The sequence below is a fragment of the Salmonella sp. SA14318 genome, assembly GCF_029866905.1.
Lineage (GTDB): Bacteria > Pseudomonadota > Gammaproteobacteria > Enterobacterales > Enterobacteriaceae > Salmonella > Salmonella enterica.
The window spans coordinates 3,316,529-3,342,605 of the sequence record NZ_CP123282.1; the positions used below are offsets into that span (position 1 = coordinate 3,316,529).

General features: G+C 53.9%; 23 protein-coding genes. 12 read left to right on the plus strand and 11 right to left on the minus strand.

All coding sequences use genetic code 11. The features are described 5' to 3' along the window. Positions 1-4: 4 nt before the first annotated feature. The 4 genes from QEN32_RS15975 to ybbA form a co-directional block, all read right to left on the minus strand. The gene (locus QEN32_RS15975; protein WP_023216306.1) at positions 5-835 is read right to left on the minus strand and encodes a MetQ/NlpA family ABC transporter substrate-binding protein; all 831 of its coding nucleotides are present in this window, start codon (positions 833-835) and stop codon (positions 5-7) included. Positions 836-1,091: 256 nt separating this feature from the next. Further along, entirely contained in the window at positions 1,092-2,225 is a 1,134-nt protein-coding gene (locus tag QEN32_RS15980) for a porin (protein WP_265321885.1), read from the minus strand. A 185-nt stretch (positions 2,226-2,410) separates the two neighbouring features. After that, positions 2,411-4,825 carry a putative ABC transporter permease subunit YbbP gene (gene ybbP / locus QEN32_RS15985; protein ID WP_265321884.1) on the minus strand — a complete coding sequence of 805 codons (2,415 nt, stop codon included), beginning with the start codon at positions 4,823-4,825 and terminating at the stop codon, positions 2,411-2,413. Continuing rightward, positions 4,822-5,508, minus strand: a complete 687-nt coding sequence (ybbA, locus tag QEN32_RS15990) for a putative ABC transporter ATP-binding protein YbbA (RefSeq protein ID WP_001110598.1) — start codon at positions 5,506-5,508, stop codon at positions 4,822-4,824. Before ybbA ends, ybbP begins: the two co-directional genes overlap by 4 nt. On the opposite strand from ybbA, the gene tesA reads away from it, so the two are divergent. The 3 genes from tesA to cnoX all read left to right on the plus strand — a co-directional run bounded on the left by tesA (position 5,479) and on the right by cnoX (position 7,932). Then, entirely contained in the window at positions 5,479-6,093 is a 615-nt protein-coding gene (gene tesA, locus QEN32_RS15995) for a multifunctional acyl-CoA thioesterase I/protease I/lysophospholipase L1 (RefSeq protein ID WP_001010574.1), read from the plus strand. The two genes, ybbA and tesA, sit on opposite strands and share 30 nt — an antisense overlap. 154 nt (positions 6,094-6,247) lie before the next feature. Beyond that, positions 6,248-7,018 (plus strand): SDR family oxidoreductase, encoded by a 771-nt coding sequence (locus QEN32_RS16000; RefSeq protein ID WP_001172802.1) that lies wholly within the window; start codon positions 6,248-6,250, stop codon positions 7,016-7,018. A 59-nt stretch (positions 7,019-7,077) separates the two neighbouring features. After that, positions 7,078-7,932: a chaperedoxin gene (gene cnoX, locus QEN32_RS16005; protein ID WP_000116055.1), complete on the plus strand. Its 855-nt coding sequence runs from the start codon at positions 7,078-7,080 to the stop codon at positions 7,930-7,932. An 85-nt stretch (positions 7,933-8,017) separates the two neighbouring features. Here cnoX and fetB read toward each other — a convergent pair whose 3' ends face one another. Then, a complete protein-coding gene (fetB, locus tag QEN32_RS16010; RefSeq protein ID WP_001002130.1) occupies positions 8,018-8,797 on the minus strand; it encodes an iron export ABC transporter permease subunit FetB in 780 nt (259 codons plus the stop codon). Continuing rightward, positions 8,784-9,461 carry an iron ABC transporter ATP-binding protein FetA gene (gene fetA / locus QEN32_RS16015; protein WP_000140195.1) on the minus strand — a complete coding sequence of 226 codons (678 nt, stop codon included), beginning with the start codon at positions 9,459-9,461 and terminating at the stop codon, positions 8,784-8,786. Before fetA ends, fetB begins: the two co-directional genes overlap by 14 nt. Positions 9,462-9,607: 146 nt before the next feature. Here fetA and QEN32_RS16020 point away from each other — a divergent pair, with 146 nt between their 5' ends. Together QEN32_RS16020 and QEN32_RS16025 are read left to right on the plus strand one after the other, a co-directional pair. Further along, positions 9,608-10,525 carry an SPFH domain-containing protein gene (locus tag QEN32_RS16020; protein WP_000906146.1) on the plus strand — a complete coding sequence of 306 codons (918 nt, stop codon included), beginning with the start codon at positions 9,608-9,610 and terminating at the stop codon, positions 10,523-10,525. After that, a complete protein-coding gene (locus tag QEN32_RS16025) occupies positions 10,522-10,974 on the plus strand; it encodes an NfeD family protein (protein WP_000561177.1) in 453 nt (150 codons plus the stop codon). Before QEN32_RS16020 ends, QEN32_RS16025 begins: the two co-directional genes overlap by 4 nt. Here QEN32_RS16025 and cueR read toward each other — a convergent pair whose 3' ends face one another. Beyond that, positions 10,975-11,391, minus strand: coding sequence for a Cu(I)-responsive transcriptional regulator (gene cueR, locus QEN32_RS16030; RefSeq protein WP_001026760.1), 417 nt, complete (start codon positions 11,389-11,391; stop codon positions 10,975-10,977). Positions 11,392-11,500: 109 nt separating this feature from the next. Here cueR and copA point away from each other — a divergent pair, with 109 nt between their 5' ends. From copA to ybaK, 4 genes are all read left to right on the plus strand, one after another. Continuing rightward, positions 11,501-14,002 (plus strand): copper-exporting P-type ATPase CopA, encoded by a 2,502-nt coding sequence (copA, locus tag QEN32_RS16035; RefSeq protein ID WP_000083913.1) that lies wholly within the window; start codon positions 11,501-11,503, stop codon positions 14,000-14,002. Between the two features lie 152 nt (positions 14,003-14,154). Then, a complete protein-coding gene (locus tag QEN32_RS16040) occupies positions 14,155-14,982 on the plus strand; it encodes a lysozyme inhibitor LprI family protein (protein ID WP_000488545.1) in 828 nt (275 codons plus the stop codon). A gap of 85 nt (positions 14,983-15,067) precedes the next feature. Next, positions 15,068-15,862: a TraB/GumN family protein gene (locus QEN32_RS16045; protein WP_000421861.1), complete on the plus strand. Its 795-nt coding sequence runs from the start codon at positions 15,068-15,070 to the stop codon at positions 15,860-15,862. Between the two features lie 201 nt (positions 15,863-16,063). Beyond that, positions 16,064-16,543, plus strand: coding sequence for a Cys-tRNA(Pro)/Cys-tRNA(Cys) deacylase YbaK (gene ybaK / locus QEN32_RS16050; RefSeq protein ID WP_000186618.1), 480 nt, complete (start codon positions 16,064-16,066; stop codon positions 16,541-16,543). A 116-nt stretch (positions 16,544-16,659) separates the two neighbouring features. Here ybaK and ushA read toward each other — a convergent pair whose 3' ends face one another. Next, complete coding sequence (gene ushA, locus QEN32_RS16055; protein ID WP_000670398.1) at positions 16,660-18,312, minus strand: bifunctional UDP-sugar hydrolase/5'-nucleotidase UshA; 1,653 nt, start codon at positions 18,310-18,312, stop codon at positions 16,660-16,662. A gap of 172 nt (positions 18,313-18,484) precedes the next feature. Between ushA and QEN32_RS16060 the strand changes: the two genes are divergently transcribed. Both QEN32_RS16060 and ybaL read left to right on the plus strand, forming a co-directional pair. After that, positions 18,485-19,705 (plus strand): MFS transporter, encoded by a 1,221-nt coding sequence (locus QEN32_RS16060; RefSeq protein WP_001251593.1) that lies wholly within the window; start codon positions 18,485-18,487, stop codon positions 19,703-19,705. Between the two features lie 214 nt (positions 19,706-19,919). Continuing rightward, complete coding sequence (gene ybaL, locus QEN32_RS16065; RefSeq protein WP_000546202.1) at positions 19,920-21,596, plus strand: YbaL family putative K(+) efflux transporter; 1,677 nt, start codon at positions 19,920-19,922, stop codon at positions 21,594-21,596. 48 nt (positions 21,597-21,644) lie between these two features. Here ybaL and gsk read toward each other — a convergent pair whose 3' ends face one another. Continuing rightward, positions 21,645-22,949 (minus strand): inosine/guanosine kinase, encoded by a 1,305-nt coding sequence (gene gsk / locus QEN32_RS16070; protein WP_265321883.1) that lies wholly within the window; start codon positions 22,947-22,949, stop codon positions 21,645-21,647. Positions 22,950-23,101: 152 nt separating this feature from the next. Between gsk and aes the strand changes: the two genes are divergently transcribed. Then, positions 23,102-24,073, plus strand: a complete 972-nt coding sequence (gene aes, locus QEN32_RS16075; protein WP_000801786.1) for an acetyl esterase — start codon at positions 23,102-23,104, stop codon at positions 24,071-24,073. Here the strand turns inward: aes and hemH are convergent. Both hemH and adk read right to left on the minus strand, forming a co-directional pair. Next, positions 24,070-25,032, minus strand: coding sequence for a ferrochelatase (gene hemH, locus QEN32_RS16080; protein WP_265321882.1), 963 nt, complete (start codon positions 25,030-25,032; stop codon positions 24,070-24,072). The genes aes and hemH overlap by 4 nt on opposite strands. Positions 25,033-25,260: 228 nt before the next feature. Next, positions 25,261-25,905 carry an adenylate kinase gene (gene adk / locus QEN32_RS16085; protein WP_001220237.1) on the minus strand — a complete coding sequence of 215 codons (645 nt, stop codon included), beginning with the start codon at positions 25,903-25,905 and terminating at the stop codon, positions 25,261-25,263. Positions 25,906-26,077: the final 172 nt, after the last annotated feature.

Sequence of the window (26,077 nt, forward strand, 5' to 3'; positions counted from 1 at the left end):
GCGATCAGGGGGTCGCGGTCATCCATTCCGGTTTCTGGAAGGCGTTATAAATATTCTTTGGATCGTCGATGACCGCGCGATAAGCCGGCGATTTCACCGCCTCGACAATATCTTTGGCAAACGGCTTATCGGCATCTTCACTGCGTACCGCAATGATATTTTTCAGATTCTCATCCAGGTGTTCCTGCTTAATCGCGCTGGAGAGATCGAGTCCTGCCGCCACCGCAAAGTTCCCGTTAACCAGCGCGCCGGTCACGCCATCCAGCGTGCGCGGTAGCTGTGCGGCTTCCAGCGGTTTGAAAACCAGTCCTTTTGGATTGCTGGCGATATCTCGTTCAGAGGCTTTGGTCGGATCGATATTGTCCTTAATCGTGATAAGCCCCAACGATTGCAGGAAGCGAAGGCCGCGCGCCAGGTTGGTCGGATCGTTGGAGAGAGTAATAATGTCCCCTTTTTTAAGCGCATCCAGGCTGTTGATTTTACGTGAATAGAAGCCCATCCCGGCGGTCGGTACCACAATAAGTTTGCTGAGCTTCAGCCCTTTGTCAGCGGTGAATTTGTCAAAATAGAGGGTATGTTGAAAGAGGTTGGCGTCGATGCTGCCGTTAGCTAACGCCATATTGGGCTGGACATAGTCGCTAAACTCGCGCACCACAACCTTATACCCTTTTTCTTTTAATGTCGGCGCAATCGCCTGCTTCACCATGTCGCCATACGGCCCTGGCGCGACGCCAAATACGATCGTTTGCGGGGAACCATCGGCATGGGCAAACTGTAATCCGCAGGCCAGTAATAGCGTGCTGGCCGCAATGCGTAAACTCTGACGCAATCCCATAATTTCTCCATTTTAAATAGTGTGATGCTGTGCCGGATGCCGTTCATGCGGCATCGTCTGTTTTGGCCCAAACGAAAGGCTATTTCTTAACATGACACAGATCACAGCCTGCTGTCCTTGAAATTATTTCATGATGTTTCCTGGTGTGTCGTTAAATGTACGAGGCAGGCGCTCAGGCGTGTGTCAGGCGGGAATGGCGTAAAGGGAAATGCCGGATAAGAGGTCTTAACGCCAACATCCGGCAGAGGAAAACGCTTTAGAAATCGTAACGCAGACGCACCAGGTTCATATCGCCCAGATTGTCAGTGCTGGAGGTGAAAACATGTTCATAATCAACGCGGAAACCATAATCCAGTTGGAAGGTGATCCCCACGCCGTTATCGGTACGCAGATAGTCGCGGCCATTCACATATTCAATGCGGTCGCCCATAAAGTACGGTTGAATAGCTTTCACGGCATACTGACCAATCGGGAAAGCGTAACCGACAAAATATTCCAGACCCCACGCATCGCCGGCAAAGTAATCATTCACAGATACTTTTTTGGTCGTCATAAAGTTCTGATACCAACCGCCGCCTGCGGCGATAGTCCAGTTTTCCGGCGTCCAGCTTAATGCGGTACCGACAATATTTTGATCGTAAGTTTTATTGCCGTTGCCGCGCATCTCCGCACGGGTATAGTTCCATGCCGTCCCCCAGGTCAGATCGCCAGTGAGATGGTAATCCGCGCCTAAAGAACCGCCGCCTTTACGCTTGTAATTCAGGCCGTTATTGGCATTATAATCGTCGCTGAACAGATAAGATGCGTAGAGATCGACATTGCCAATGCTTTTCTTATACTTCAATGACTTACGCGTGCGATAAGAACCATCGTAGTCGCCGTTAATCCCGTTGCCCGGCGCCTGACCTATCATGTCGTAATCCCAGATATCGGTTTTTACGCCCACCACATCGTAATAAATGCTGTTCTGTTGACCGAAGGTCAGCGTTCCCCACGTCGCGCTCTTGAAGCCGGTATACAGCATACGGCGAGTGGTATCAGTCGCGCCCTTCGCATAATGGTTATCCCAGTCAAATACCGCAGGGATATTGACGCCCAGCTCGTAATAGCTAATCCAACTGATATCATCAAACAGATAATAATCCGCGGCGAAGCGGAAACGCGTCCCGCCATCAAAACCATTACGTTTATAACCGTTCGCGCCGTCATTGCCGGTCATATTCTGGAACTGCGGACGAATACTCCCGCCGACGGTGAAATTGAGTCGGCTGAGTGGATTACCCGCCTGGGGATCTTGTTTTAAAACGGTGATTTCCGCCTGAGTGGCGAAAGGCATGAAAGCCACTGCCGCGCCGATCGATGCCGCCAACGCTGTTATTTTAATTGTCATTATATTTTCCTTGATAGATAGCCAATCCAAATCATTTAGCAGGCAAATAATAACTGTTATAAAACCTTACGTGTTGTGTATTTTTTAATGATTTGTGCTACTAAAAATCAAGGAGTTATCAATTTGTGCGACTAAAAAAGTACGCGCCGTTTTAAAAACCGGCGCGAAATTATTCACATCATGAATCATCCGCTAAACTGGCGGAATAGCGCTTTGCCTTTCAGCAAACGAACGCCAAGCCAGCCGCCGCATACTGAAAGCAGCAGCGCGCCGCAAAACGGCAGTGCGCCCCATAAACGCCAGTCCGGCTCCCAGGGGAAATCAAAAACGTTGATTTGTAAGATCGCCAGCGCCGTTTCCGCGCCAATCGCGGCGACCAGCCCGGCAACTAACCCCAGCATGGCGAATTCGCACCAGAGTGTGGTACGCAACAGTTTCTTTCCGGCTCCTAACGTGCGCCACACCACCAGCTCCTGATGGCGCTGACGCATCCCGACCTGTACCTGAGCCAGTAATAGCAACATGCCGCAGAGGGTGACTAGCACAACCATCACCTCCAGCGCCCGACTGACCTGCTCCAGCACCTGTCCCACCTGTTTCAGGATCGCCCCGATATCTAACAGGCTGACGGTAGGAAACTCGCGGTTAAGCTGCGTTAACATGCCGTTGCCATTCTCCCAGCGAAAACTGGTCAACCAGCTTTGTGGTTGCCCGTCCAGCGCCCCGGAAGGAAAAATGAAGAAAAAGTTGGGCCGCAGGCTTTCCCAGTCCACTTGACGCAGGCTGGTGACTTTAGCGCTAAATGCCTGGGTATCGCCCATAAAGGTTACGCTATCGCCGAGTTTGACGTTCAGCCGCTTCGCCAGCCCCTCTTCCATAGAGACTTCGCCCGGTTTTGGCGGCCAGTGACCGGCGACCAGCGGATTATGCGCCGGGCGCGTATCCTGCCAGGTCAAATTCAGTTCACGGTTGAGCGACTCATCCTGCTGACCTTCCGTCGGATTACCGTTTATCTTCGTTAACCGCGCCCGCACAATCGGATAAAACGTCTGCGGAATCACCTGATGTTCCGCCAAAAAGGCTTTCAGCGGCGCAACCTGTTCTGAAGCAATATTGATAAGGAAATAGTTCGGACTTTCCGGCGGGAGCTGCTGTTGCCAGCGATCGAGGAGATCGCCGCGCAGCACCAGCAAGAGCGCCAGCAGCATAAACGAAAGCGAAAACGCCGAAAGCTGACTCAACGTTGACCACGGCTGACGCAGAAGTCGGCTGACGGCCAGACGCAGCGGTAGCGACGTCAACGTCATGCCGCGCAGCACGTTAAGCAGCATCCAGCCCACCAGACCGCACAGCAGTGCCAGTATCACGGCGCCCGCCAGAACCGCCCACAACAGCATGCTTCCGCCCATCAATCCGGCGAGCAGCGCCACCACGACGGCGCAGGCGACAGGCAAATAAATTTTTAACGGCCAGACGCGAGCGACAACATCGCGGCGCAGCACCCGTAGCGGCTGGGTCGCCAGCAACAATCGATAAGGCCGTAAACCGACCAGCAGAGAGATGACCGTCATCGCGCCCAGCGCCCACAGCCAGGGCCACAGGCTGGCGGGCGGCAAATCGGCGGGCAGTACCGGTTTTAGCAGCACCAGCAATATGTTTTCAAACAGTAACCCAATCGCGCCTCCCGTGACGGCGGAAAGCCCCAGCACCGTCAACCACTGTCCGATAATAAGTTTACGCAACTGGGCCCGGCCCGCGCCCAACGTTTTTAAAATCGCCACCAGATCGTAGCGGCTACGGCAGTAATGGCTCATCGCCACCGCGACGGCAGCTACCGCCAGCAGTAGCGTTAATAACGCCGAAAGCAGCAAAAACTGCTGCGAACGTTCGAGCGATTTCCCCAATGCCCCGTCATCCTGCTCCAGTCCGTACCAGCGATGTTCCGGTTTAAGCTGCGGTAACAGCCAGCTTTCATAGCCAGCAAGCTGTTGCGGCGTTCCGCCGAATTTATACCGCCACATCACGCGGCTCCCCGGCTGTATCGCACCGGTTTTTGCCACATCGGCCATATTCATCATCAGACGCGGCGCCATCTGAAAAGGGTTAAACCCGGAATCCGGCTCCTGCACCACTTCACCGGCAATACGCAAGGTCACGTCGCCGACATCAATGGTATCGCCCGTTTTCAAATTAAGCAGCGCCATCAGACGCGGCGCCAGCAGTACGCTACCCGGCTGCGGTTTCACTCCGCCTGGACGGGTTTGCAATTCGCCGTACATCGGATAAACGCTATCTACCGCCTTCACGCTGGCCAGTTGCGGCGTATCGCCGGCAAACGTCATGGTCGCAAAGGTTAACTGCTCGCCCACGTTAAGGCCGCGTTTACGCGCCTCTTCAAGCCAGGCTTTCGGTACCTCCCGCGAACTTTGCAGCGTCCGATCGCCTGCCATAAACTCGCGGCTTTGCTGACTTAACCCTTTTTCCATCCGGTCGCTGATACTGCCGAGCGCCAGTACGCAGGCCACCGCCAGACTCAACGCCAGCCAGACAATAATCAGCGACGGCGAGCGCCATTCGCGCCAGAACCAGCGAGCTATCATGCCTCCTCCTGTAACTGACCGTTGACCAACCGCAGCCGCCGGTCGCAGCGCGCCGCCAGCGCCGGGTCGTGCGTCACCAGAATCAGCGTGGTGCCATGCTCGCGGTTAAGCGAAAATAGCAGGTCGGCGATTTTATCTCCGGTCTGACGGTCAAGGTTGCCCGTCGGCTCATCGGCAAACAGCACATCAGGACGCCCGTTAAACGCGCGCGCCAGCGCTACGCGCTGCTGTTCGCCGCCGGAAAGCTGTGCCGGAAGGTGGTCAAGCCGTTTTCCCAGTCCCAGTTGTTCGAGCAGCGCTTTCGCCCCCGCCTTACTCTGACCGCTGTTTTCACCGCGTAGCAGGGCCGGTAGCTCAACGTTTTCCAGCGCGTTAAGCGTAGGAATAAGCATAAAGGATTGAAAAACAAAACCGACATGCTGAGCGCGAAGCTGCGCCCGCGCCTCTTCGTCCATCTGGTGAAGCGGTTTCCCGACCAGACTGACCTCTCCGCTACTGCCGTCATCCAGTCCGGCGAGAATCGCCAGCAGCGTAGATTTTCCCGATCCTGATTCGCCAATCAGCGCAATGGTTTCACCGCGTTTGACAACCAGTTCAACTCCGGTAAGGATGGAAAGCTCATGCTCACCCTGACCGACGGACTTCCTGAGACGATGAACTTCAACACTGTTTTCCGCTGGCATTTGCCCTTCCTGTTTTTGATCCTGTTAACTTTCCGTGCCGCCGCCGCAGACACCTTATTAATTCTGGGCGATAGCCTCAGCGCCGGTTACCGTATGGCCGCCAGCGCGGCATGGCCGTCGCTCCTTAATGATAAATGGCAAAACAAAACGTCGGTCGTTAATGCCAGTATAAGCGGTGATACCTCGCAGCAGGGACTGGCGCGTTTGCCGGCGCTGTTGCAACAGCATCACCCGCGCTGGGTAGTGGTGGAACTTGGCGGCAACGATGGCCTACGCGGTTTTGCGCCTGCGCAAACCGAACAGACGCTACGTAAAATCATTCAGACGGTGAAAGCCGCCGATGCCCAACCGTTACTGATGCAAATTCATCTGCCCGCTAACTACGGTCGCCGTTATAATGAATCCTTTAGCGCCATTTATCCTAAGCTCGCCAAAGAGTTCGATATTCCTCTGTTACCGTTTTTTATGGAAGAGGTATATCTGAAACCACAGTGGATGCAGGATGACGGCATTCATCCCAACCGCGACGCCCAGCCGTTTATTGCCGACTGGATGGCGAAGCAGTTGACCCCTTTTCTCTCCTGAATAATTCGAGTTGCATGAAGGCGGCACGTAAGAGAATTTCCAGGAGCATAGATACCTATGTGACTGGAGTAAACGAACGCACAGGCAACTTGAAGTATGACGGATATAGTTAACCACGACTCTTAAATCAACGGAGATCCTGACAGGTAAAGTTATGCAAAAATCGGTCTTAATAACAGGATGTTCCAGCGGAATCGGTCTGGACAGCGCGCTTGAGCTTAAACGCCAGGGCTTTCAAATCCTGGCGGGCTGCCGCAAACCTGATGATGTCGCCCGGATGAACAGTATGGGATTTACCGGCGTGTTGATCGATCTCGACTCCCCTGAAAGCGTGGATCGTGCCGCCGATGAAGTGATCGCCCTGACCGATAATCGTCTGTATGGGATCTTTAACAATGCCGGCTACGGCGTATATGGCCCCCTTTCCACCATCAGCCGTGAGCAGATGGAGCAACAGTTTTCCAGTAATTTCTTCGGCGCGCATCAGCTTACTATGCGCTTACTTCCCGCCATGTTGCCGCATGGCGAAGGACGCATTGTGATGACCTCATCGGTGATGGGGCTGATTTCCACCCCAGGGCGCGGCGCTTACGCCGCCAGCAAATATGCGCTCGAAGCCTGGTCTGACGCGCTACGTATGGAGCTACGACACACAGGCATTAAAGTGAGCCTGATAGAACCGGGGCCGATTCGTACCCGTTTTACGGATAACGTTAACCAGACGCAGCGTGATAAACCGGTAGAAAATCCCGGCATCGCCGCACGTTTCACCCGCGATCCTGACGCGGTAGTAGCGAAAGTTCGTCATGCTTTTGCAAGCGATAAACCCAGGCTGCGCTATCCCGTTACGCTGGTCACCTGGGCGGTGATGGCGCTGAAACGCATATTGCCGGGCCGGATGCTGGATAAAATTTTACAAAGCTGAGTTGAAGCGCGCCAGTCAGCCCCCATGTAAACGTGACACAGACAAAAGAGAGCGACGCCATGTCCGTACAGAACATTGTCAATATTAATGAATCCAACCTGCAGCAGACCTTAGAGCAGTCCATGACCACGCCGGTACTGTTCTATTTCTGGTCTGAACGCAGCCAACACTGTCTGCAATTAACGCCAGTGCTGGAAAGTCTGGCTGCCCAGTACCACGGTCAGTTTATTCTGGCAAAGCTGGACTGCGACGCCGAACAGATGATCGCCGCTCAGTTTGGTCTGCGCGCCATCCCGACAGTCTATCTGTTCCAGAATGGCCAACCGGTCGATGGTTTCCAGGGGCCGCAGCCGGAAGAGGCGATCCGCGCTCTGCTGGATAAAGTACTGCCGCGTGAAGAAGAGCTAAAAGCGCAACAAGCGATGCAGTTAATGCAGGAGGGCAACTACATTGACGCGCTGCCGTTGCTCAAAGACGCCTGGCAGCTCTCTTCGCAGAACGGTGAGATTGGCCTGTTACTGGCGGAAGCGCAAATTGCGCTGAACCGCTCTGAAGAGGCCGAAGCGGTGTTAAAAACTATACCGCTACAGGATCAGGATACCCGTTATCAGGGGCTGGTTGCGCAGATCGAACTGCTTAAACAGGCGGCGGATACGCCGGAAATTCAGCAACTTCAGCAGCAAGTCGCGGAGAATCCGCAGGATGCGGCTTTGGCAACGCAACTGGCGTTGCAGTTGCACCAGGTCGGACGTAATGAAGAAGCGCTGGAATTGCTGTTCAGCCATCTGAGAAAAGATCTTGCCGCCGCCGAGGGACAGACGCGCAAAACCTTCCAGGAGATCCTTGCCGCGCTCGGCACCGGCGATGCGCTGGCGTCGAAATACCGCCGCCAGTTGTACGCGCTACTGTATTAATCCTCTCTTGCCTGATGGCGCGCTTATCTGGCCTACCTGTCGTCCTCAGGCCGGATAAGGCGCTTGCGCCATCATCCGGCAACTATCATGATTTCTTGAGCGGCATCACTACCAACTGATGACGCGAATTATAGAACTTCCGGTAGGTTAAATAGCAGGCAATGATGGTAGACAGGCTGGCTGTCGACAACAGCATAAACGTTACCATAATTTGATATTTAATCGCTTTTACCGGATCGATCCCGGCAAAAATCAGCCCGGACATCATCCCCGGCAGGCTCACCAGCCCAACGGTCTTTGCCGAGTCGATCGTCGGGATAAGCGATGCGCGGATACTATCGCGGATAAGCCCGGCGGAGGCCATTTTCGGCGTTGCGCCCAAACTTAACTTTTCCTGTATTTGCTGCTGCTCGCTATGAAAACGTAGCCCCAGTTGGTTGTAGCACAGCCCTACCGCTACCATCGCATTACCGGCGACCATGCCAGCGATGGGAATCACCTGCATCGGCGCAAATTCAATCGAACCGGTAAGCACCAGTACCGTCAGCGTTAGTCCGGCGCCGACGGTGATGGCGATAAACGAGGAGAGAAATGCCTTATCGATATATTTACTGCGCTTTTGCGCGTTCCAGGCGGCGTTAAAACAGATGAACAGCACCATCAGCAGCGTCAGGGCGGCATGATTAACGCCAAAGATGTATTTCAGTACATAGCCGACAATAATGAGCTGTATCACCGCCCGGCATACGCTCCACAGAATATCTTTTTCCAGCGCCAGCTTTTCCTTGTGACTGATGAGCATCGCGACCACCACCAGCAGCATCGATAACGCCAGCGAGGTATTGGTAATATTATGCTCGTTCATAACGCGCCTCCTGCATCTCTCCGGCAGATGGCGTTAACGTTATCACCTTATCCGCGTGTTGAATTTCATCTTTATCATGCGTTACCCACAAGACAGCGACCTGCTTATCGCGAACATAGCGATGAATAATATCATTCACATTCCGTTTGTTATGTTCATCCAGCGCGCTGGTTATTTCGTCGAGTAACAGTATTTTCGGCAGAAACTGTAGATTACGAATTAGAGCAATACGCTGTTTTTCTCCGCCGGAAAGCGCGGTAATCGGTTTTTGCAGAATCGTCTCCGGCAGTTCAAAACGCGCCAGATCGTCTGCGAAGGCTGTCGGCTGCGGGCGCTGATGGCGAATTTGCCAGGGAAAAATCAGGTTATCGTAAACCGTATCGCCAAATAGCGCTGGCGTCTGAGCGCAATAAGAAACCTGCTGGCGATAGGCTTCCGGACTCAGAGTAGTAATATCCTGCCCCTCAAAAAGAATCACGCCGATATCAGGGCTTATTAACGAGGCCACCATTTTCAACAACGTACTTTTTCCGCAGCCAGAAGGACCGGTAATTAACTTAAATTCGCCGCGTTGCAGCGTAAAACTGATGTTATTCACTATTTTTGTCGTCGCAGTCCGGTAACCGACCTGCTTTAACTCAAGCAACATGCTACGTTCTGTCATTTATTGCGCATCCGTTGTTCATATTTTTATAGCGATAGTGTATCCCTGTAATTAATAAGGGGGGAACATGCTTTACTGAATCAGGTATAATTCGCTTAATTCGTCAGCAAAATCGGTTTATGGACAACGCAACAGGAGGTTTAGCTATGCTCATTCTTATCCCTATTCTCATTTTCGTCGCGCTGGTGATCGTCGGCGCGGGCGTCAAAATCGTTCCGCAGGGGTACCAGTGGACGGTGGAGCGCTTTGGACGTTACACCAAAACCCTGCAGCCGGGATTAAGCCTTGTTGTACCGTTTATGGACAGAATTGGTCGCAAGATCAATATGATGGAGCAAGTGCTGGATATTCCGTCGCAGGAGGTGATCTCAAAAGATAACGCCAACGTCACTATCGATGCGGTCTGTTTTATTCAGGTTATCGATGCGCCGCGCGCCGCCTATGAAGTCAGTAACCTGGAACTGGCGATCATTAACCTGACCATGACCAATATCCGTACGGTGCTCGGTTCGATGGAGCTGGATGAAATGCTCTCCCAGCGCGACAGCATCAACACGCGGCTGCTGCATATTGTCGATGAAGCCACCAACCCGTGGGGAATTAAAGTTACCCGTATCGAAATTCGCGATGTCCGCCCGCCCGCGGAATTGATCTCCTCGATGAACGCCCAGATGAAAGCGGAACGTACCAAACGCGCCTATATCCTTGAGGCCGAAGGGGTACGTCAGGCGGAAATCCTGAAAGCCGAGGGGGAAAAACAGTCGCAGATTCTGAAAGCTGAAGGCGAACGTCAGTCCGCTTTCCTGCAGGCGGAAGCGCGCGAACGTTCCGCCGAAGCGGAAGCCCGCGCTACGCAGATGGTGTCTGAAGCCATCGCCGCCGGGGATATTCAGGCGATAAACTACTTTGTGGCGCAGAAATACACCGAAGCGTTACAGCAAATCGGCTCGGCGAATAACAGCAAAGTGGTCATGATGCCGTTGGATGCCAGCAGTCTGATGGGCGCTATCGCCGGGATCAGCGAGCTGGTTAAGGACAGCGCCAGCGAACGGAAAAAAGCATGATAGCGATGATTCTGGTGCATCCGCATATCTTCTGGCTTAGCCTCGGCGGCCTATTGTTGGCTGCGGAAATGCTCGGCGGTAACGGCTATTTGCTGTGGAGCGGCGTGGCGGCAGTGATTACCGGCTTAACCGTCTGGCTCTTACCGCTCGGCTGGGAATGGCAGGGCGTGCTGTTTGCGGCCTTAACGTTACTGGCGGCCTGGCTTTGGTGGCGCTGGCTGGCGCGTCGCGTGCGGGAACAAAAGCCGACCGACAGCCGCCTTAACCAACGCGGACAACAACTGGTAGGCCGCCGGTTTATGCTTGATGCCGCGTTAGTGAACGGACGGGGTCATATGCGTGTCGGCGACAGCTCGTGGCCGGTATGCGCTGACGAAGACCTGCGCGCAGGTACGCATGTCGAAGTGATCGCCGTGGAAGGCATCACCCTACGCATTCGCGCCGTTTAATCAACGTGGCTTTTGCGCCTTGTGATGACAGCAGCCGGAAAGATTATCAATAATCGGGCAGTCGGCGCTGTCATCGCCGGGACAACTCTCCGCCAGCGCCAGCAGTTGATCGCGCATTGATTGCAGCTCGCTGATATGGCGCTCGATCTCCGCGACCTTTTCCAGCGTCCGCTTTTTCACATCTGCGCTATGGCGTCGCGGATCGTTAAACAGATTGACCAGTTCGCCACACTCTTCCAGATTAAACCCCACCTGCCTCGCCTGTCGCAGCAACGTCAGCTCGTTTAAATGCTTCTGCGTGTAGGTGCGATAACCATTTTCGCTACGTAATGGCGGCGTCACCAGCCCTTTCTCTTCATAAAACCGAATGGCTTTGCTGGTTAAACCGGTTTTTTTCGCCACATCGCTAATATTCATATTTCCCCCTTGACCTTAACCTTGCTGGAAGGTTTAACCTTTATCACAGTGAGTCACTACGATTACTAAGGTCAATGAATTGATGACCAATCATAAAGGAGTTTTTACTATGTCTCAAACTATCGACCTGACCCTGGACGGTTTGTCCTGCGGTCATTGCGTTAAACGCGTGAAAGAAAGTCTTGAACAACGTCCGGATGTTGAGCTGGCGGACGTCACCGTAACCGAAGCGCACGTTACCGGTACCGCCAGTGCGGACGCGTTAATTGAAACCATCAAACAAGCCGGGTATGGCGCGACGTTAAGCCACCCAAAGGCTAAACCGCTGACAGAGTCATCAATCCCGTCGGAAGCACTGGCAGCGGTTCCTCATGAGCTTCCGGTAGCGACGGCCGATGAAGAAAGCCAACAGTTGCTGTTAAGCGGCATGAGCTGCGCCAGTTGTGTCACCCGCGTACAACATGCGCTACAAAGCGTACCGGGCGTCACGCAGGCACGGGTAAACCTGGCGGAACGCACTGCGCTGGTGATGGGCAGCGCGTCCGCCGCTGATTTAGTGCAGGCGGTGGAAAAAGCTGGCTACGGCGCAGAGGCGATTGAAGATGACATCAAACGCCGCGAGCGCCAGCAGGAAACCGCCATCGCCACCATGAAACGTTTTCGCTGGCAGGCCATCGTCGCCCTGGCGGTCGGTATACCGGTCATGGTCTGGGGGATGATCGGCGATAACATGATGGTGACCGGCGACAACCGCAGCCTGTGGCTGGCTATTGGCCTGATCACGCTTGCGGTGATGGTCTTTGCGGGCGGTCACTTTTACCGTAACGCGTGGAAAAGCCTGCTGAACGGCACGGCGACGATGGATACGCTGGTGGCGCTCGGCACCGGGGTCGCCTGGCTCTACTCCATGAGCGTCAACCTGTGGCCGCAGTGGTTCCCGATGGAAGCGCGGCACCTCTATTACGAAGCCAGCGCGATGATTATCGGTCTGATTAATCTCGGACACATGCTGGAAGCGCGCGCCCGTCAGCGTTCCTCAAAAGCGCTGGAAAAATTACTCGATCTCACCCCGCCCACCGCACGCGTCGTGACAGAAGACGGCGAAAAAAGCGTCCCGCTGGCGGACGTTCAGCCAGGGATGCTACTGCGGCTCACTACCGGCGATCGCGTGCCGGTGGATGGCGAAATTACCCAGGGCGAAGCGTGGCTTGATGAAGCCATGCTGACCGGCGAACCCATTCCGCAGCAAAAAGGCGAAGGCGACAGCGTTCATGCCGGCACCGTCGTCCAGGACGGCAGCGTCCTGTTCCGCGCCAGCGCGGTGGGCAGTCATACCACGCTGTCACGCATTATTCGCATGGTACGCCAGGCGCAAAGCAGTAAACCGGAAATTGGCCAACTGGCCGATAAAATCTCCGCGGTATTCGTTCCCGTCGTCGTGGCCATTGCGCTGTTCAGCGCCGCTATCTGGTATTTCTTCGGACCGGCGCCGCAAATTGTTTATACGCTGGTCATCGCCACCACCGTACTGATTATCGCCTGCCCTTGCGCATTAGGCCTGGCGACGCCAATGTCGATTATTTCCGGCGTAGGCCGCGCTGCCGAATTCGGCGTGCTGGTACGCGACGCCGATGCCCTGCAACGCGCCAGTACGTTGGATACCCTCGTTTTTGATAAAACCGGGACGCTGACGGAAGGCAAGCCGCAAGTGGTGGCGGTAAAAACCTTTAACGGCGTTGAGGAAGCTCAGGCATTACGTCTGGCAGCCGCGCTCGAACAAGGCTCCAGCCACCCGCTGGCCCATGCGATTCTGGAAAAAGCCGGCGACGATAAACTGCCGCAGGTGAACGGTTTCAGAACTCTGCGCGGACTGGGCGTCAGCGGTGAAGCGGAAGGCCATCAACTGCTTCTGGGGAACCAGGCGTTGCTGAACGAACAGCACGTCGCCACGGATGATATGACGGCGGAAATCACCGCGCAGGCCTCGCAAGGCTCGACTCCGGTCCTGCTGGCGATTGACGGTAAAGCGGCGGCGTTACTGGCGGTACGCGATCCATTGCGCAGCGATAGTATTGCCGCGCTTGAACGCCTGCACAACGCCGGATACCGTCTGGTAATGCTCACCGGGGATAACCCAACGACGGCTAACGCAATTGCCAAAGAAGCGGGTATTGACGAAGTCATTGCGGGCGTTCTGCCGGATGGCAAAGCCGATGCGATTAAACGCCTGCAAAGCCAGGGTCGTCAGGTTGCGATGGTCGGCGATGGTATCAACGATGCGCCCGCGCTGGCGCAGGCGGACGTCGGTATCGCGATGGGCGGCGGCAGCGATGTGGCGATTGAAACCGCGGCGATTACGCTGATGCGCCATAGTCTGATGGGCGTGGCGGATGCGCTGGCCATTTCGCGCGCGACGTTGCGCAATATGAAGCAAAACCTGCTTGGCGCATTTATCTACAACAGCATTGGTATCCCGGTGGCCGCCGGTATTCTGTGGCCGTTTACCGGTACCTTGTTAAACCCGGTAGTAGCGGGCGCGGCAATGGCGCTGTCTTCCATTACCGTCGTCAGCAATGCCAACCGGCTATTGCGCTTTAAACCGAAAGCGTAAAAAGTCCTATCAGGCAGCATCAGCTGCCTGATATATTATTAAGCCATCAGTAATTTACCGTATCAATATATAAAAATTTAACCGCACATTCTGTAGAAAAATAAAAAACAACATTTTATAATGTTTTTTTGAATCATAAGGATGTGTTATTTATGTTTAGAAAAGCAGTTACGCTTCTTTTCCTGCTTTCTCCCGCCGTCAGTTATGCAGGGTTATTTGATTCCACTCCAGAGTTAAAATGTGGCAACGATAATGCAGTCACGGCGGCAAAAGAATGGATTTACAATGAAGCATTAGGTCGTTTACAGCAAGACTATATTAAAGAGCCCTCCACACTTTTCTTCGATATCCCCCAAACTCAATACGAGCAACAACTCCGGGCTATTCCTGTTCAATTCAGTGATGTAATCACGCAGAACCCTCAAGCAGAAAATGCCAACTTACGAACTTGCTCGGCTACCGTCGCCATGGGTATTCCTCAGCCATTATTTAAATTAATGAAAGACTTACCAAACACTCTATTCTATATTTCACAAGGGGATGGACAGGTAATAAACAATACGGTGACCTGGAAACAGGTTAACTACAATATTCAGCTAGCAGACAACAACAAAGATATTGTTGTCACCCCTGTGCAAAAAACCGATAAATTGGCGCGGTCTATTTATGTAATGGCAAGAATGACGGTATCTGGTGATAGCATTATAAAGAAAAAAAATAACTCACTGATTGAAATCGCAGCAAAGAAATTTGAGAGTAGAGATCGCGAGCTTAATCAGGTCTGGAAATCGCTACCCGCTTCTGCCCGAACGGCATTAAAACAAGAGCAGCGAGTCTGGGTGACCAAAAAAGAGCAGCAGTGCGGCAAACTTAGCGATGCCAAATCCGAGGCCATACCCGCTGAAAAGCGCATCAGTATTTATAAATGCCAGCTTGAAATGACCATCGCCAGAACGGCCTATCTCGACGGCAGCGAATAACCCGACCGATCGTTGACGTCCCGTCAGGGCGCATTGCGCCCTTTTCTCCAACGCGCTAGCATGAGCTTTTTCAAAGGGAGCGCGTATGGAGTTATTAAATCAACTTAAACGTTTATGGCGCGCGCTGCGTGGTACCCCAAATAGTTGGCCTGCTATCGATCTCTCCCTGCCCGGCGGTCGTCATCTGCATCTGGTTGGCAGTATTCATATGGGGACACGCGATATGGCTCCTCTTCCAGCAAAGCTGGTGAAAAAGCTACGCCAGGCCGACGCGCTGGTCGTTGAAGCGGATATTTCTGGTAACGAAACGCCATTCAGCAATCTCCCCAAATGCCCGCCGTTGGTCGAACGTCTCAGCGCCGGGCAGCTAAGCGCACTGGAAAAACGGGTCAGCGAGTTGGGTATGCCGCTGATCCATTTTGATAATCAACCTTTATGGCAGATAGCTATGGTGCTACAGGCCACGCAGGCGCAACGGCTGGGATTGCGCCCGGACTATGGCATTGATTATCAGCTATTACAGGCTGCCCGCGAAATGTCGCTGCCGGTGCAAGAGCTGGAAGGGGCGAAACACCAGCTCGAACTACTCTGCGATCTGCCCGATGGCGGGATGGCGCTGCTCGACGACACTCTGACGCACTGGCACACCAACGCACGGCTTTTGCAGGTGATGATCGGCTGGTGGCTTGAACAGCCGCCGACCAGCGTCGGCGCTTCGCTCCCCAGAACGTTTAGCCAACCGCTGTATGATGTACTGATGGTGAAACGCAATGAAGCCTGGCGCGACGCGCTGCTGGCACTGCCGCCGGGACGCTACGTGGTAGCCGTAGGGGCGCTACATCTGTACGGCGAAGGCAACCTACCGCAAATATTGAAATAAAAAAATGGCCAATATCGCTATTGGCCCGTCAAAGAGGAATTTCATCGTTATTATTATCCCGACGCTTTCGCTTCGGATCTTCAGATTGTCGCTCAAAGTTGCCGCAACTGCCAAGACCTAATGCACAAGATTATACTATTTTTTAGTCCGCTTTCGGGCGTATGCTGATGGCAAATCACGTCTGTAGTAAGAAGGAACGTTATGACACCCGCAGTTAAGTTACTCGAAAAAAACAAGATTCCGTTTAACATTCACACCTACGATCACGATCCGAATGAAACTAACTTTGGCGATGAAGTGGTGCGTAAGCTCGGGCTAAACGCCGATCAGGTGTATAAAACGCTTTTGGTTGCCGTGAATGGCGATATGAAACAACTGGCCGTCGCCGTGACGCCTGTAGCCGGACAGCTGGATTTGAAAAAAGTCGCCAAAGCTCTGGGCGCGAAAAAGGTCGATATGGCCGACCCGATGGTGGCGCAACGCACCACGGGATATCTGGTCGGCGGGATCAGTCCGCTGGGACAGAAGAAACGGCTGCCTACGCTGATTGACGCGCCAGCCCGCACGTTTGCCACTATTTATGTTTCCGGTGGTAAACGCGGGCTGGATATTGAACTGGCGGCTGACGATTTGGCCGCCATACTGGGTGCTAAATTCGCTGATATCGCGCGTCGGGATTAAGCCTGCGTAAAATACATTGCCGGATAGCGGCGCAAACGCCTTATCCGGCCTACAGCAGACATAATCCGTAGGCCTTAAGGCTGCGCGCCATCAGGCAGTGATGGCTATCCGTACCGCTACAGCCAGCTCACCTCGCCTTTTGGCGTAAACGCCGCCGCATCCAGCGGTGAATTCTGCTGAATAAACTCTTTCAGCACTTCCGCGTCAATAAACCCGGTATTCACGTATCCCGGTTTGTTATCGATGCGCGGATAACCATCGCCGCCCGTGGCGTTGAAACTCAGCGTCGCCATGCGATAGGTTTTAGCCGGATCAACAGGCTCGCCTTTGATTTTCAGATCGGTGAGCTTGCCCTCTTTGGCGACAAAGCTCACATTGGCGAACTGTGGATAGGCGCCGGAGTCCGGTTTCATCTGTGCTACGGCGGTGAGATAATCAACCACCTCTTTGCCGCTCATATCGGCATACACCACAATGTTGCCGAACGGCTGTACCTTGAGCACGCTTTTATAGGTAATATCTCCCGCCTCAATCGAGTCGCGAATACCGCCGCCGCTCATCACGCCAAAATCGGCGCCGGTGCGCGCGATCTGCGCAGCCAGAATCACCCGTCCCATATTGGTCTGGACAAATCTGACCTTACTGCGATCGCCTTCAAGAAGGCCATTCACGCTACCAATTTTCACCTCCAGTTGCGCTTTACCTTTATTCTGGAACGGCGTTAATAACGAGAGCATTTGCGGATTTTCGGCGATTTCCGGCGTGTAAAGTACACGCTCGCTTTTCCCGTTATCCCAGGTCACTTTTTTCTTGAGATTTACCGGAATAAGCTGGTAGTTAACCATTTTCATCTCGCCGTTACGGAATTCGAAATCCGCGCGACCCACATATTTACCCCACTCATGCGCCTGCACGATCCAGATGCCATTTTGCTTATCCGGCGCGCAGGGCGTTCCCGGTACGTAATTCACCTGTTTTTTATTTTCCGACGCCATGCATACCGGGTCTTGTGAGTGACCGCCCACAATCATCGCCAACGAACCGGCAGGCAGGCTACGCGCCATCTCAACGTCGCCCGGCGCGTTCGAACCGTGATCGCCGTTGTCATAATGTCCCATATGCGTGGTCGCGATAATCACGTCCGGTTTTTCATTCATATTAAGTTCCTGAATCACCACCTTTGCTTCTTCAGCAGGTTTACGAAACTCAATATCGGTGAAATATTCCGGGTTGCCTATTTTCGCCGTGTCATCGGTGGTTAAGCCGATTACCGCGATTTTTATATCCTGGCGTGTAAAAATAGCCCACGGCTTAAACAGACGCTCGCCGGTACTTTTTTGATAAATATTGGCGGAAAGAAAGGGAAACTTCGCCCACTTTTCCTGCTGGCGCAATACGGTGAGCGGGTTATCAAATTCATGATTACCGACGGCCATAGCGTCGTAGCCAATCAGATTCATCCCGCGGAAATCGGGCTCCGCATCCTGGAGATCGGATTCCGGCACCCCGGTATTAATGTCGCCGCCGGATAACAACAGGACGCTTCCCCCCTCTTGCGCCACCTCTTTACGGATACTGTCCACCAGCGTTTTTTGCGCCGCCAGACCATATTCGCCATATTCGCTGCGCCAGAAGTGACCGTGGTGATCGTTGGTATGCAGGATAGTAATTTTATAGGTTTTATCTTTTTCGTAAGCCTGTGCAGGCTGAGTCGTCAGCGCGAACGCCGCCAGTAACGCTAGCGCCACACCCCGTTTCAAAAATTTCATCTTTCTCTCCCTGACTCAATATCAACCGCAGAAATTACCTTTCCTTGCAATAATAGACAAATATGTTTTCAGAATTGAGACTTCCTTCAAACACATTTCACAGGTATGTTAGGCAAGTAATAATTACACATCCTACTATCTCCAACATCGCATAAAATTTAAGTGACTTTCTATGGCCATGAGTGAACCAACCCAGCCGTTAGCCGGCGCGCCCGCAGCGGCCGCTAAAGCACGTACTTCGTTTGGTATTTTGGGCGCGATCAGTCTTTCCCATCTGCTGAACGATATGATCCAGTCGCTAATCTTAGCCATTTATCCCCTGTTGCAGGCGGAGTTCTCGCTGACCTTCGTCCAGATAGGTTTGATCACCCTGACGTTCCAGCTCGCCTCATCGCTGCTGCAACCGGTCGTCGGCTACTGGACGGATAAGTATCCCATGCCGTGGTCGCTGCCTGTCGGCATGTGTTTTACCCTGAGCGGGCTGGTACTGCTGGCAATGGCGGGAAGTTTTGGCGGCGTATTGCTCGCTGCGGCGCTGGTGGGTACCGGCTCGTCCGTTTTTCACCCGGAATCGTCCCGCGTGGCGCGCATGGCCTCCGGCGGACGTCATGGTCTGGCGCAGTCTATCTTCCAGGTCGGCGGTAACTTCGGCAGTTCATTGGGCCCGCTGCTGGCCGCCGTGATTATCGCGCCCTATGGCAAAGGGAATGTCGCCTGGTTTGTGCTGGCTGCGCTGCTGGCGATCGTGGTGCTGGCGCAGATCAGCCGCTGGTATGCAGCCCAGCACCGGATAGCGAAAGGCAAGCCAAAAGCGATAATCGCTAACCCGCTGCCGCGCAATAAAGTCGTGCTGGCGGTCAGCGTATTATTGCTACTCATTTTCTCGAAATATTTCTATATGGCGAGCATCAGTAGCTATTACACCTTTTATCTGATGCAAAAATTCGGATTATCAATACAAAACGCGCAGCTCCATCTGTTTGCCTTCCTGTTTGCGGTGGCTGCCGGGACGGTAATCGGCGGGCCGGTGGGCGATAAAATCGGCAGGAAATATGTGATTTGGGGCTCTATTCTCGGCGTCGCGCCGTTTACCCTTGTTTTACCCTACGCCACACTGTACTGGACGGGGATTTTAACGGTGATTATCGGCTTTATTCTCGCGTCGGCGTTTTCCGCCATTCTGGTGTATGCCCAGGAGCTGCTGCCAGGACGCATCGGTATGGTTTCCGGCCTGTTTTTCGGGTTTGCCTTCGGGATGGGAGGCCTGGGCGCAGCGGTGCTGGGGCTGATTGCCGACCATACCAGTATCTATTTAGTTTATAAAATCTGTGCTTTCCTGCCGCTTCTGGGGATACTGACCATATTCTTACCTGATAATCGACATAAAGCGTGATTTTATGGCGGTTAAAGGTACGCTTTAACCGCCTGTACATCCCGATGCCATCATGCTTTGCCCATCCCATACTTATCACTTTTCCGTTCCGTGCTCTTTTTACCGTCAGATTGTATTTTTTTATAAAACACAACCATTTTTTATAAACATCCTGATTGAAATTGTCATAAACTATTACCCGGAGTTTTGGAGTCCAGCAACCAAAGGAGACGGAATGCATCACGCTACCCCGCTTATCACCACCATTGTCGGCGGCCTTGTGCTCGCTTTTATTCTCGGCATGATTGCCAACAAATTGCGTATTTCTCCACTGGTGGGATATCTGTTAGCGGGCGTTCTGGCGGGACCTTTTACCCCGGGTTTTGTTGCGGATACCAAACTGGCGCCGGAGCTGGCGGAGCTCGGCGTGATTCTATTGATGTTCGGCGTCGGGCTGCATTTTTCGCTGAAGGATTTGATGGCGGTAAAGTCTATCGCCATTCCCGGCGCTGTCGCTCAGATAGCGGTGGCGACGCTGCTGGGTATGGCGCTTTCCGCCGTGCTGGGATGGTCATTAATGACCGGCATCGTTTTTGGGCTCTGTCTGTCTACCGCCAGTACCGTCGTCCTGCTGCGCGCGCTTGAGGAGCGACAACTCCTTGATAGCCAGCGCGGGCAAATCGCCATCGGCTGGCTGATTGTCGAAGATCTGGTGATGGTGCTGACGCTGGTCTTGCTGCCCGCCGTTGCCGGCATGGTGGAAAAAGGCGATGTCGGCATAGCCTCGCTGGCAGTCGATATGGGGATAACCATTGGTAAAGTGGTGGCGTTTATCGCCATCATGATGCTGGTCGGACGCCGCCTGGTGCCGTGGATTATGGCCCGCAGCGCCGCCACCGGCTCGCGCGAATTATTTACCCTTTCCGTACTGGCGCTGGCGTTAGGCATTGCGTTTGGCGCGGTAGAACTGTTTGACGTCTCTTTTGCGCTGGGCGCGTTCTTCGCTGGAATGGTGCTTAATGAGTCGGAACTGAGTCACCGGGCGGCGCACGATACGTTGCCGCTGCGCGACGCCTTTGCCGTCCTGTTTTTTGTTTCCGTCGGCATGTTGTTCGATCCGTTAGTCTTGATTCAACAGCCGCTGGCGGTGTTGGCGACACTTGCCATTATCGTCTTTGGCAAATCGATCGCTGCGTTTTTCCTGGTGCGTATGTTCGGCCACTCGCCGCGAACCGCGCTGACCATTGCCGCCAGCCTGGCGCAAATCGGCGAGTTCGCCTTTATTCTCGCCGGACTCGGCATGGCGCTCAATCTGCTGCCGCAAGCGGGACAGAACCTGGTGCTGGCAGGCGCTATTTTGTCGATTATGCTTAATCCCGTACTGTTTACCCTGCTGGAGAAGTATCTGGCGAAAACCGAAACGCTGGAAGAGCAAACTCTGGAAGAGGCTATCGAAGAAGAGAAGCAAATTCCGGTGGATATCTGTAATCATGCCCTGCTGGTGGGTTTTGGCCGCGTAGGCAGTCTGCTGGGAGAAAAATTACTGGCGGCGGGGATTCCGCTGGTGGTTATCGAAACGTCCCGTACCCGCGTGGATGAACTGCGCGAACGCGGGATTCGCGCCGTGCTGGGCAACGCCGCTAACGAAGAAATAATGAATCTGGCGCATCTGGACTGCGCCCGCTGGCTATTATTGACCATCCCCAACGGTTACGAAGCCGGCGAGATTGTCGCCTCAGCGCGGGAAAAAAGCCCTGATATCGAGATAATCGCCCGCGCGCACTATGATGATGAAGTGAAATATATTACCGAGCGGGGAGCCAATCAGGTAGTGATGGGCGAGCGAGAAATTGCCCGGGCGATGTTGGAACTGCTTGAAACGCCGCCCGCAGGTGAAGTCGTCGCCAGTTAAGGGTTTTCCGGACGGCCCGATGCGCGCAGCGCCATCGGGCAAGCCAGATTAGCGATCCCAGTACGACTCTTCCAGGCTGTCCTCACGCTCCGGCAGCCCGCGTGTCAGACGCGGAGAATGCTGGTTCAGTACCTGATAACTGACACGGTTAGCATATTTACACACCTGCGCCAGCGACGAATAGGTCAGCCAGGTGAATTTGTGCTTACTGGAGTTCGGTACGTTGCTACGATGGTAACTGTTCGCCGTAATATCGTGCAGCAGCGCCGCCAGCGCGCCATCGCCCGCGCCGTTGGTGTTCATGATTTTTTCCGGCCCGCCCATATACGGCGCAATATGCGAATAAACGCGCAGCGGATTAATACAATCTTTATGGCGCATTGCCCGGCTAAATTCATACTGGTTAAATTCAGCAATAGCCCCCGGCAGCAGCGGATGCTGGGTTTTACGTTTTGCTTCCTCTTCGGTGAAGCCTGCCATATATAACCCTATCGGCCCGGCGGTGCATAACACCAGATCGACCCAGTCCAGCGCCTTATCCGCCGCCAGCAGCGGGTCGTTTTCGCCGGTCAGCGCTTCCGCTTCTTCTTCATTCATTGCCAGAATCGAGACATTCTCTTTGAGAAACGCCTGCCACCACTGCGGATTATCGGCGATCACAAATTTGGTGCCCAGCGTCATGACAACCGGCACGTTATGCTTTTTCGCGTATTCGATCGCTTTCATCGTCGCGTCAGGCATCGGTTCGCCAGGCTTACAGCGCACCAGATATGAGGTCAACACCAACGCGGAAGCGCCAGCGATCACCGCTTCCGGAATACTTTCCGCCCGTAGCTGATTCATATGGCCGGGGCTGATAGCGAAGGTACGCTCGCCGGATTCGCCAATCAGCGTGAAACAGCGGCCAATCGGGCCATCTACCGCTTGCAGATAATTCAGGTCGGTACGGCTGGAAGTATTACACAGGTAGCGATAAGCGTAGCTGCCAATCTCAATGTTGCTGCACATCACGCCCAGTAACACCGAACGGTCATCCGCCAGTACCGAGTAATTGTGCATCGTATTGCCTATGGTGCCGCCAGCAAACTGATGGGTGATCAGATTTTTCCGCGTCAGTTCCTGATACAGCTTCTCCGCCACCTCGTCTTCTATCACCAGAGAATGCCCGGCGCTTAATCCATAGCGTGTAATAAAATCGTCATCCACTTTCGCCTCAATATCCACCAACGTCTGGTCGATACCGACGACCCAGGAGGCGTTGGTTTCCTGTTCTGGCTGAATTTGTTGCAACAACGGGTCACGCGCATTGACGGGAAAATAGTGTTTGGATTTACGTTTACCGGGAAATTTCATGATTGTGCTTACGGATGAATAACGGAGCGCTGCATGGTAGCACATTCCCCCCGCTGCGCGCGACGGACGATGGCGTTTCAATATCGGACGACGAGATCGCAGTTTCTCCAGCCGCGTTTTTTACAATGGTTCACTTTCACAAGGAGCGTTTTATGAAGCCGGAAAATAAAATTCCCGTACTCACCCGACTGTCTGACGAAATGACAGCCGTCGTAAACTTCCAGCAACCAGGCCTTCCCCCCTGGCCTGCCGATGGCGATATTGAGACCCAGCGTCAGTATTATCTTCTTGAGCGCCGTTTCTGGAATGCCGACGCGCCGTCCATGACCACCCGCACCTGCGCCGTCCCTACGCCTTATGGCGATGTAACAACCCGGCTCTACTCGCCGCAGCCGACCAGTCAGGCCACCTTATACTATCTGCACGGCGGCGGATTTATCCTCGGTAATCTGGATACGCATGACCGGATAATGCGTCTGCTGGCGCGTTATACCGGCTGCACCGTGATCGGTATTGATTATTCGCTGTCGCCGCAAGCGCGTTATCCGCAGGCCATTGAAGAAACCGTCGCGGTATGCAGCTACTTCTCTCAACATGCCGATGAATACTCGCTCAACGTGGAGAAAATCGGTTTCGCCGGAGATTCCGCAGGCGCCATGCTGGCGCTTGCCAGCGCGCTCTGGCTACGTGATAAGCACATTCGCTGCGGTAACGTTATCGCGATTCTGTTGTGGTATGGGCTGTATGGGTTGCAGGATTCGGTAAGCCGCCGTCTGTTCGGCGGCGCGTGGGACGGCCTGACGCGTGAAGATCTGGACATGTACGAAAAGGCCTATCTGCGTAACGATGAAGATCGGGAATCGCCCTGGTATTGTCTGTTTAATAACGATCTCACGCGCGATGTGCCGCCCTGCTTTATTGCCAGCGCGGAGTTTGATCCGCTCATTGATGACAGCCGCTTGCTGCACCAGACATTACAGGCGCACCAGCAGCCCTGCGAATACAAAATGTATCCCGGCACGCTGCACGCCTTTCTGCACTATTCGCGAATGATGACAATCGCCGACGATGCCTTGCAGGACGGCGCACGCTTCTTTATGGCGAGGATGAAGACACCGCGTTAACGGTACGGCGCCGTGAGTTTCAGCATCATATCAATATGTTCCTGCGTCGCGTTCAGCGCCGGAATGTACGCATATTTTTTACCGCCCGCTTCAAGGAAAATCTCGCGGTTCTGTTCCGCTATCTCTTCCAGCGTCTCCAGACAATCCGCGGCAAACCCCGGACACATGACCTGAATATGGCCAGTCCCCTTTTCACCCAACATTTTTAGCGTTTCATCGGTGTACGGCGTCAGCCACGGTTCACGGCCAAAGCGCGACTGGAACGTCATCATTACCTTTTCCGGCGGCAGTCCCAATGCGGAAACCAGTTCGCGCGTGGTATCGCGACAGCGCTGCGGGTAGTCATCGCCTTCATCCGCATAACGTTGTGGAATGCCGTGATAAGAGAGCAGAAGCACATCCGGCTCGCCGTGTCTGGCGAACGACTCACGCGCGCTTTTCGCCAGCGCATCGATATAAGCGCCGTCATCCGCGTAATCGCGAATAAATGAGATACCGGGAATACGACGTTTACGCGCTAGTATCCGCCCCAGTTCGTCCCAGACTGCACCCACCGTTGAGCAAGAGTATTGCGGGTACAACGGCAGCACGACGATATGGTCGACGTCGCTTGCTAACAGCTCATCGATAGCGCTTTCCAGCGAGGGCGAGCCGTAGCTCATCCCCAGCGCGACGGGCGTGTCTGGCAACCGCGCGGCCAGCGCCTGTTGCTGTTCGCGGCTATATACCATGAGCGGCGAACCGCCATCCATCCAGATAGATTGATAGAGTTTCGCGACGCGCGGCGAACGCAGCGGTAAAATAACGCCACGCAGCAGCGGCCACCACAGCAGACGAGGAGTATCCACCACGCGTCTGTCGCTTAAAAATTGTTTCAGGTAGCGCTTTACCGCTTCGGGAGTTGGGGCATCTGGCGTGCCAAGGTTAGCCAGCAGGATACCGGTTTTCGTCTGACGCATTGCCGCCTCTTATCTATTCAAATTGTTGATAATTGTAGCGGAAAAGTGATAAAGAAGAACTAATTGCTGCGAGAGGTAAGACGAGAATTCGCCGAATGGCGCTAACGATACCAGCAGGCCGGATAAGGCGTTCAGGCCGCCATCCGGCACCGATTGCCTGATGGCGTTACGCTAATCAGACCTGTGGGATAACAGCAGGCCTGATAAGTGCTTCACTACGCGAAAAAATTAACCGAGGATTTTTTCCAGCGCTGCGCGCACGTCGGCAACGGCCTGCGTACCGTCAACTTTAGCGTATTTGGTGTTGCCCGCTTCCGCTTCTTTCTGGTAGTAGCCAATCAGCGGCGCGGTCATCTGATGATATTCCACCAGACGTTTGCGAACGGTCTCTTCCTGATCGTCTTTACGGGTCGTCAGATCTTCGCCGGTGACGTCATCTTTGCCTTCCACTTTCGGCGGATTAAACTTAACGTGGTAAACGCGGCCAGAGGCGGCGTGTACGCGACGACCCACAATACGGTCAACGATCAGTTCGTCCGGTACGTCGAATTCCAGCACGTAATCCACGACAATACCCGCTTCTTTCATCGCGTCAGCCTGCGGGATCGTGCGCGGGAAACCGTCCAGCAGAAAACCGTTACGGCAGTCTTCCTGGGCGATACGCTCTTTAACCAGCGCAATCACCAGTTCATCGGTCACCAGTTTACCGGCGTCCATGATATCTTTCGCCTGTTTGCCCAACTCGGAGCCTGATTTCACTGCGGCGCGCAGCATATCGCCAGTGGAGATTTGCGGAATACCATATTTCTCCATGATGAACTGAGCCTGAGTTCCTTTACCCGCGCCCGGAGCGCCAAGCAGAATAATACGCATTACGAAAATCCCCTCAAAGGTTGTCGATATTTTTTAAAAAGCGCTAAACGATACCACCATCACGCATTTCGCTCAAGGAAGCCGCCTGATGCTGAAACGGTTAACGAAGAGAAATCCAGAAAAGAGAAGGTATTATAAAAAATGCCGGATGGCGCTGGCGCTTATCCGGCCT

Excerpts from the sequence above, each read along its gene's own strand:
- QEN32_RS15975 (WP_023216306.1), bottom strand. The coding sequence starts at position 835 with ATGGGATTGCGTCAGAGTTTACGCATTGCGGCCAGCACGCTATTACTG.
- QEN32_RS15980 (WP_265321885.1), bottom strand. The coding sequence starts at position 2,225 with ATGACAATTAAAATAACAGCGTTGGCGGCATCGATCGGCGCGGCAGTG.
- ybbP (WP_265321884.1), bottom strand. The coding sequence starts at position 4,825 with ATGATAGCTCGCTGGTTCTGGCGCGAATGGCGCTCGCCGTCGCTGATT.
- tesA (WP_001010574.1), top strand. The coding sequence starts at position 5,479 with ATGAACTTCAACACTGTTTTCCGCTGGCATTTGCCCTTCCTGTTTTTG.
- ybbA (WP_001110598.1), bottom strand. The coding sequence starts at position 5,508 with ATGCCAGCGGAAAACAGTGTTGAAGTTCATCGTCTCAGGAAGTCCGTC.
- QEN32_RS16000 (WP_001172802.1), top strand. The coding sequence starts at position 6,248 with ATGCAAAAATCGGTCTTAATAACAGGATGTTCCAGCGGAATCGGTCTG.
- cnoX (WP_000116055.1), top strand. The coding sequence starts at position 7,078 with ATGTCCGTACAGAACATTGTCAATATTAATGAATCCAACCTGCAGCAG.
- fetB (WP_001002130.1), bottom strand. The coding sequence starts at position 8,797 with ATGAACGAGCATAATATTACCAATACCTCGCTGGCGTTATCGATGCTG.
- fetA (WP_000140195.1), bottom strand. The coding sequence starts at position 9,461 with ATGACAGAACGTAGCATGTTGCTTGAGTTAAAGCAGGTCGGTTACCGG.
- QEN32_RS16020 (WP_000906146.1), top strand. The coding sequence starts at position 9,608 with ATGCTCATTCTTATCCCTATTCTCATTTTCGTCGCGCTGGTGATCGTC.
- QEN32_RS16025 (WP_000561177.1), top strand. The coding sequence starts at position 10,522 with ATGATAGCGATGATTCTGGTGCATCCGCATATCTTCTGGCTTAGCCTC.
- cueR (WP_001026760.1), bottom strand. The coding sequence starts at position 11,391 with ATGAATATTAGCGATGTGGCGAAAAAAACCGGTTTAACCAGCAAAGCC.
- copA (WP_000083913.1), top strand. The coding sequence starts at position 11,501 with ATGTCTCAAACTATCGACCTGACCCTGGACGGTTTGTCCTGCGGTCAT.
- QEN32_RS16040 (WP_000488545.1), top strand. The coding sequence starts at position 14,155 with ATGTTTAGAAAAGCAGTTACGCTTCTTTTCCTGCTTTCTCCCGCCGTC.
- QEN32_RS16045 (WP_000421861.1), top strand. The coding sequence starts at position 15,068 with ATGGAGTTATTAAATCAACTTAAACGTTTATGGCGCGCGCTGCGTGGT.
- ybaK (WP_000186618.1), top strand. The coding sequence starts at position 16,064 with ATGACACCCGCAGTTAAGTTACTCGAAAAAAACAAGATTCCGTTTAAC.
- ushA (WP_000670398.1), bottom strand. The coding sequence starts at position 18,312 with ATGAAATTTTTGAAACGGGGTGTGGCGCTAGCGTTACTGGCGGCGTTC.
- QEN32_RS16060 (WP_001251593.1), top strand. The coding sequence starts at position 18,485 with ATGGCCATGAGTGAACCAACCCAGCCGTTAGCCGGCGCGCCCGCAGCG.
- ybaL (WP_000546202.1), top strand. The coding sequence starts at position 19,920 with ATGCATCACGCTACCCCGCTTATCACCACCATTGTCGGCGGCCTTGTG.
- gsk (WP_265321883.1), bottom strand. The coding sequence starts at position 22,949 with ATGAAATTTCCCGGTAAACGTAAATCCAAACACTATTTTCCCGTCAAT.
- aes (WP_000801786.1), top strand. The coding sequence starts at position 23,102 with ATGAAGCCGGAAAATAAAATTCCCGTACTCACCCGACTGTCTGACGAA.
- hemH (WP_265321882.1), bottom strand. The coding sequence starts at position 25,032 with ATGCGTCAGACGAAAACCGGTATCCTGCTGGCTAACCTTGGCACGCCA.
- adk (WP_001220237.1), bottom strand. The coding sequence starts at position 25,905 with ATGCGTATTATTCTGCTTGGCGCTCCGGGCGCGGGTAAAGGAACTCAG.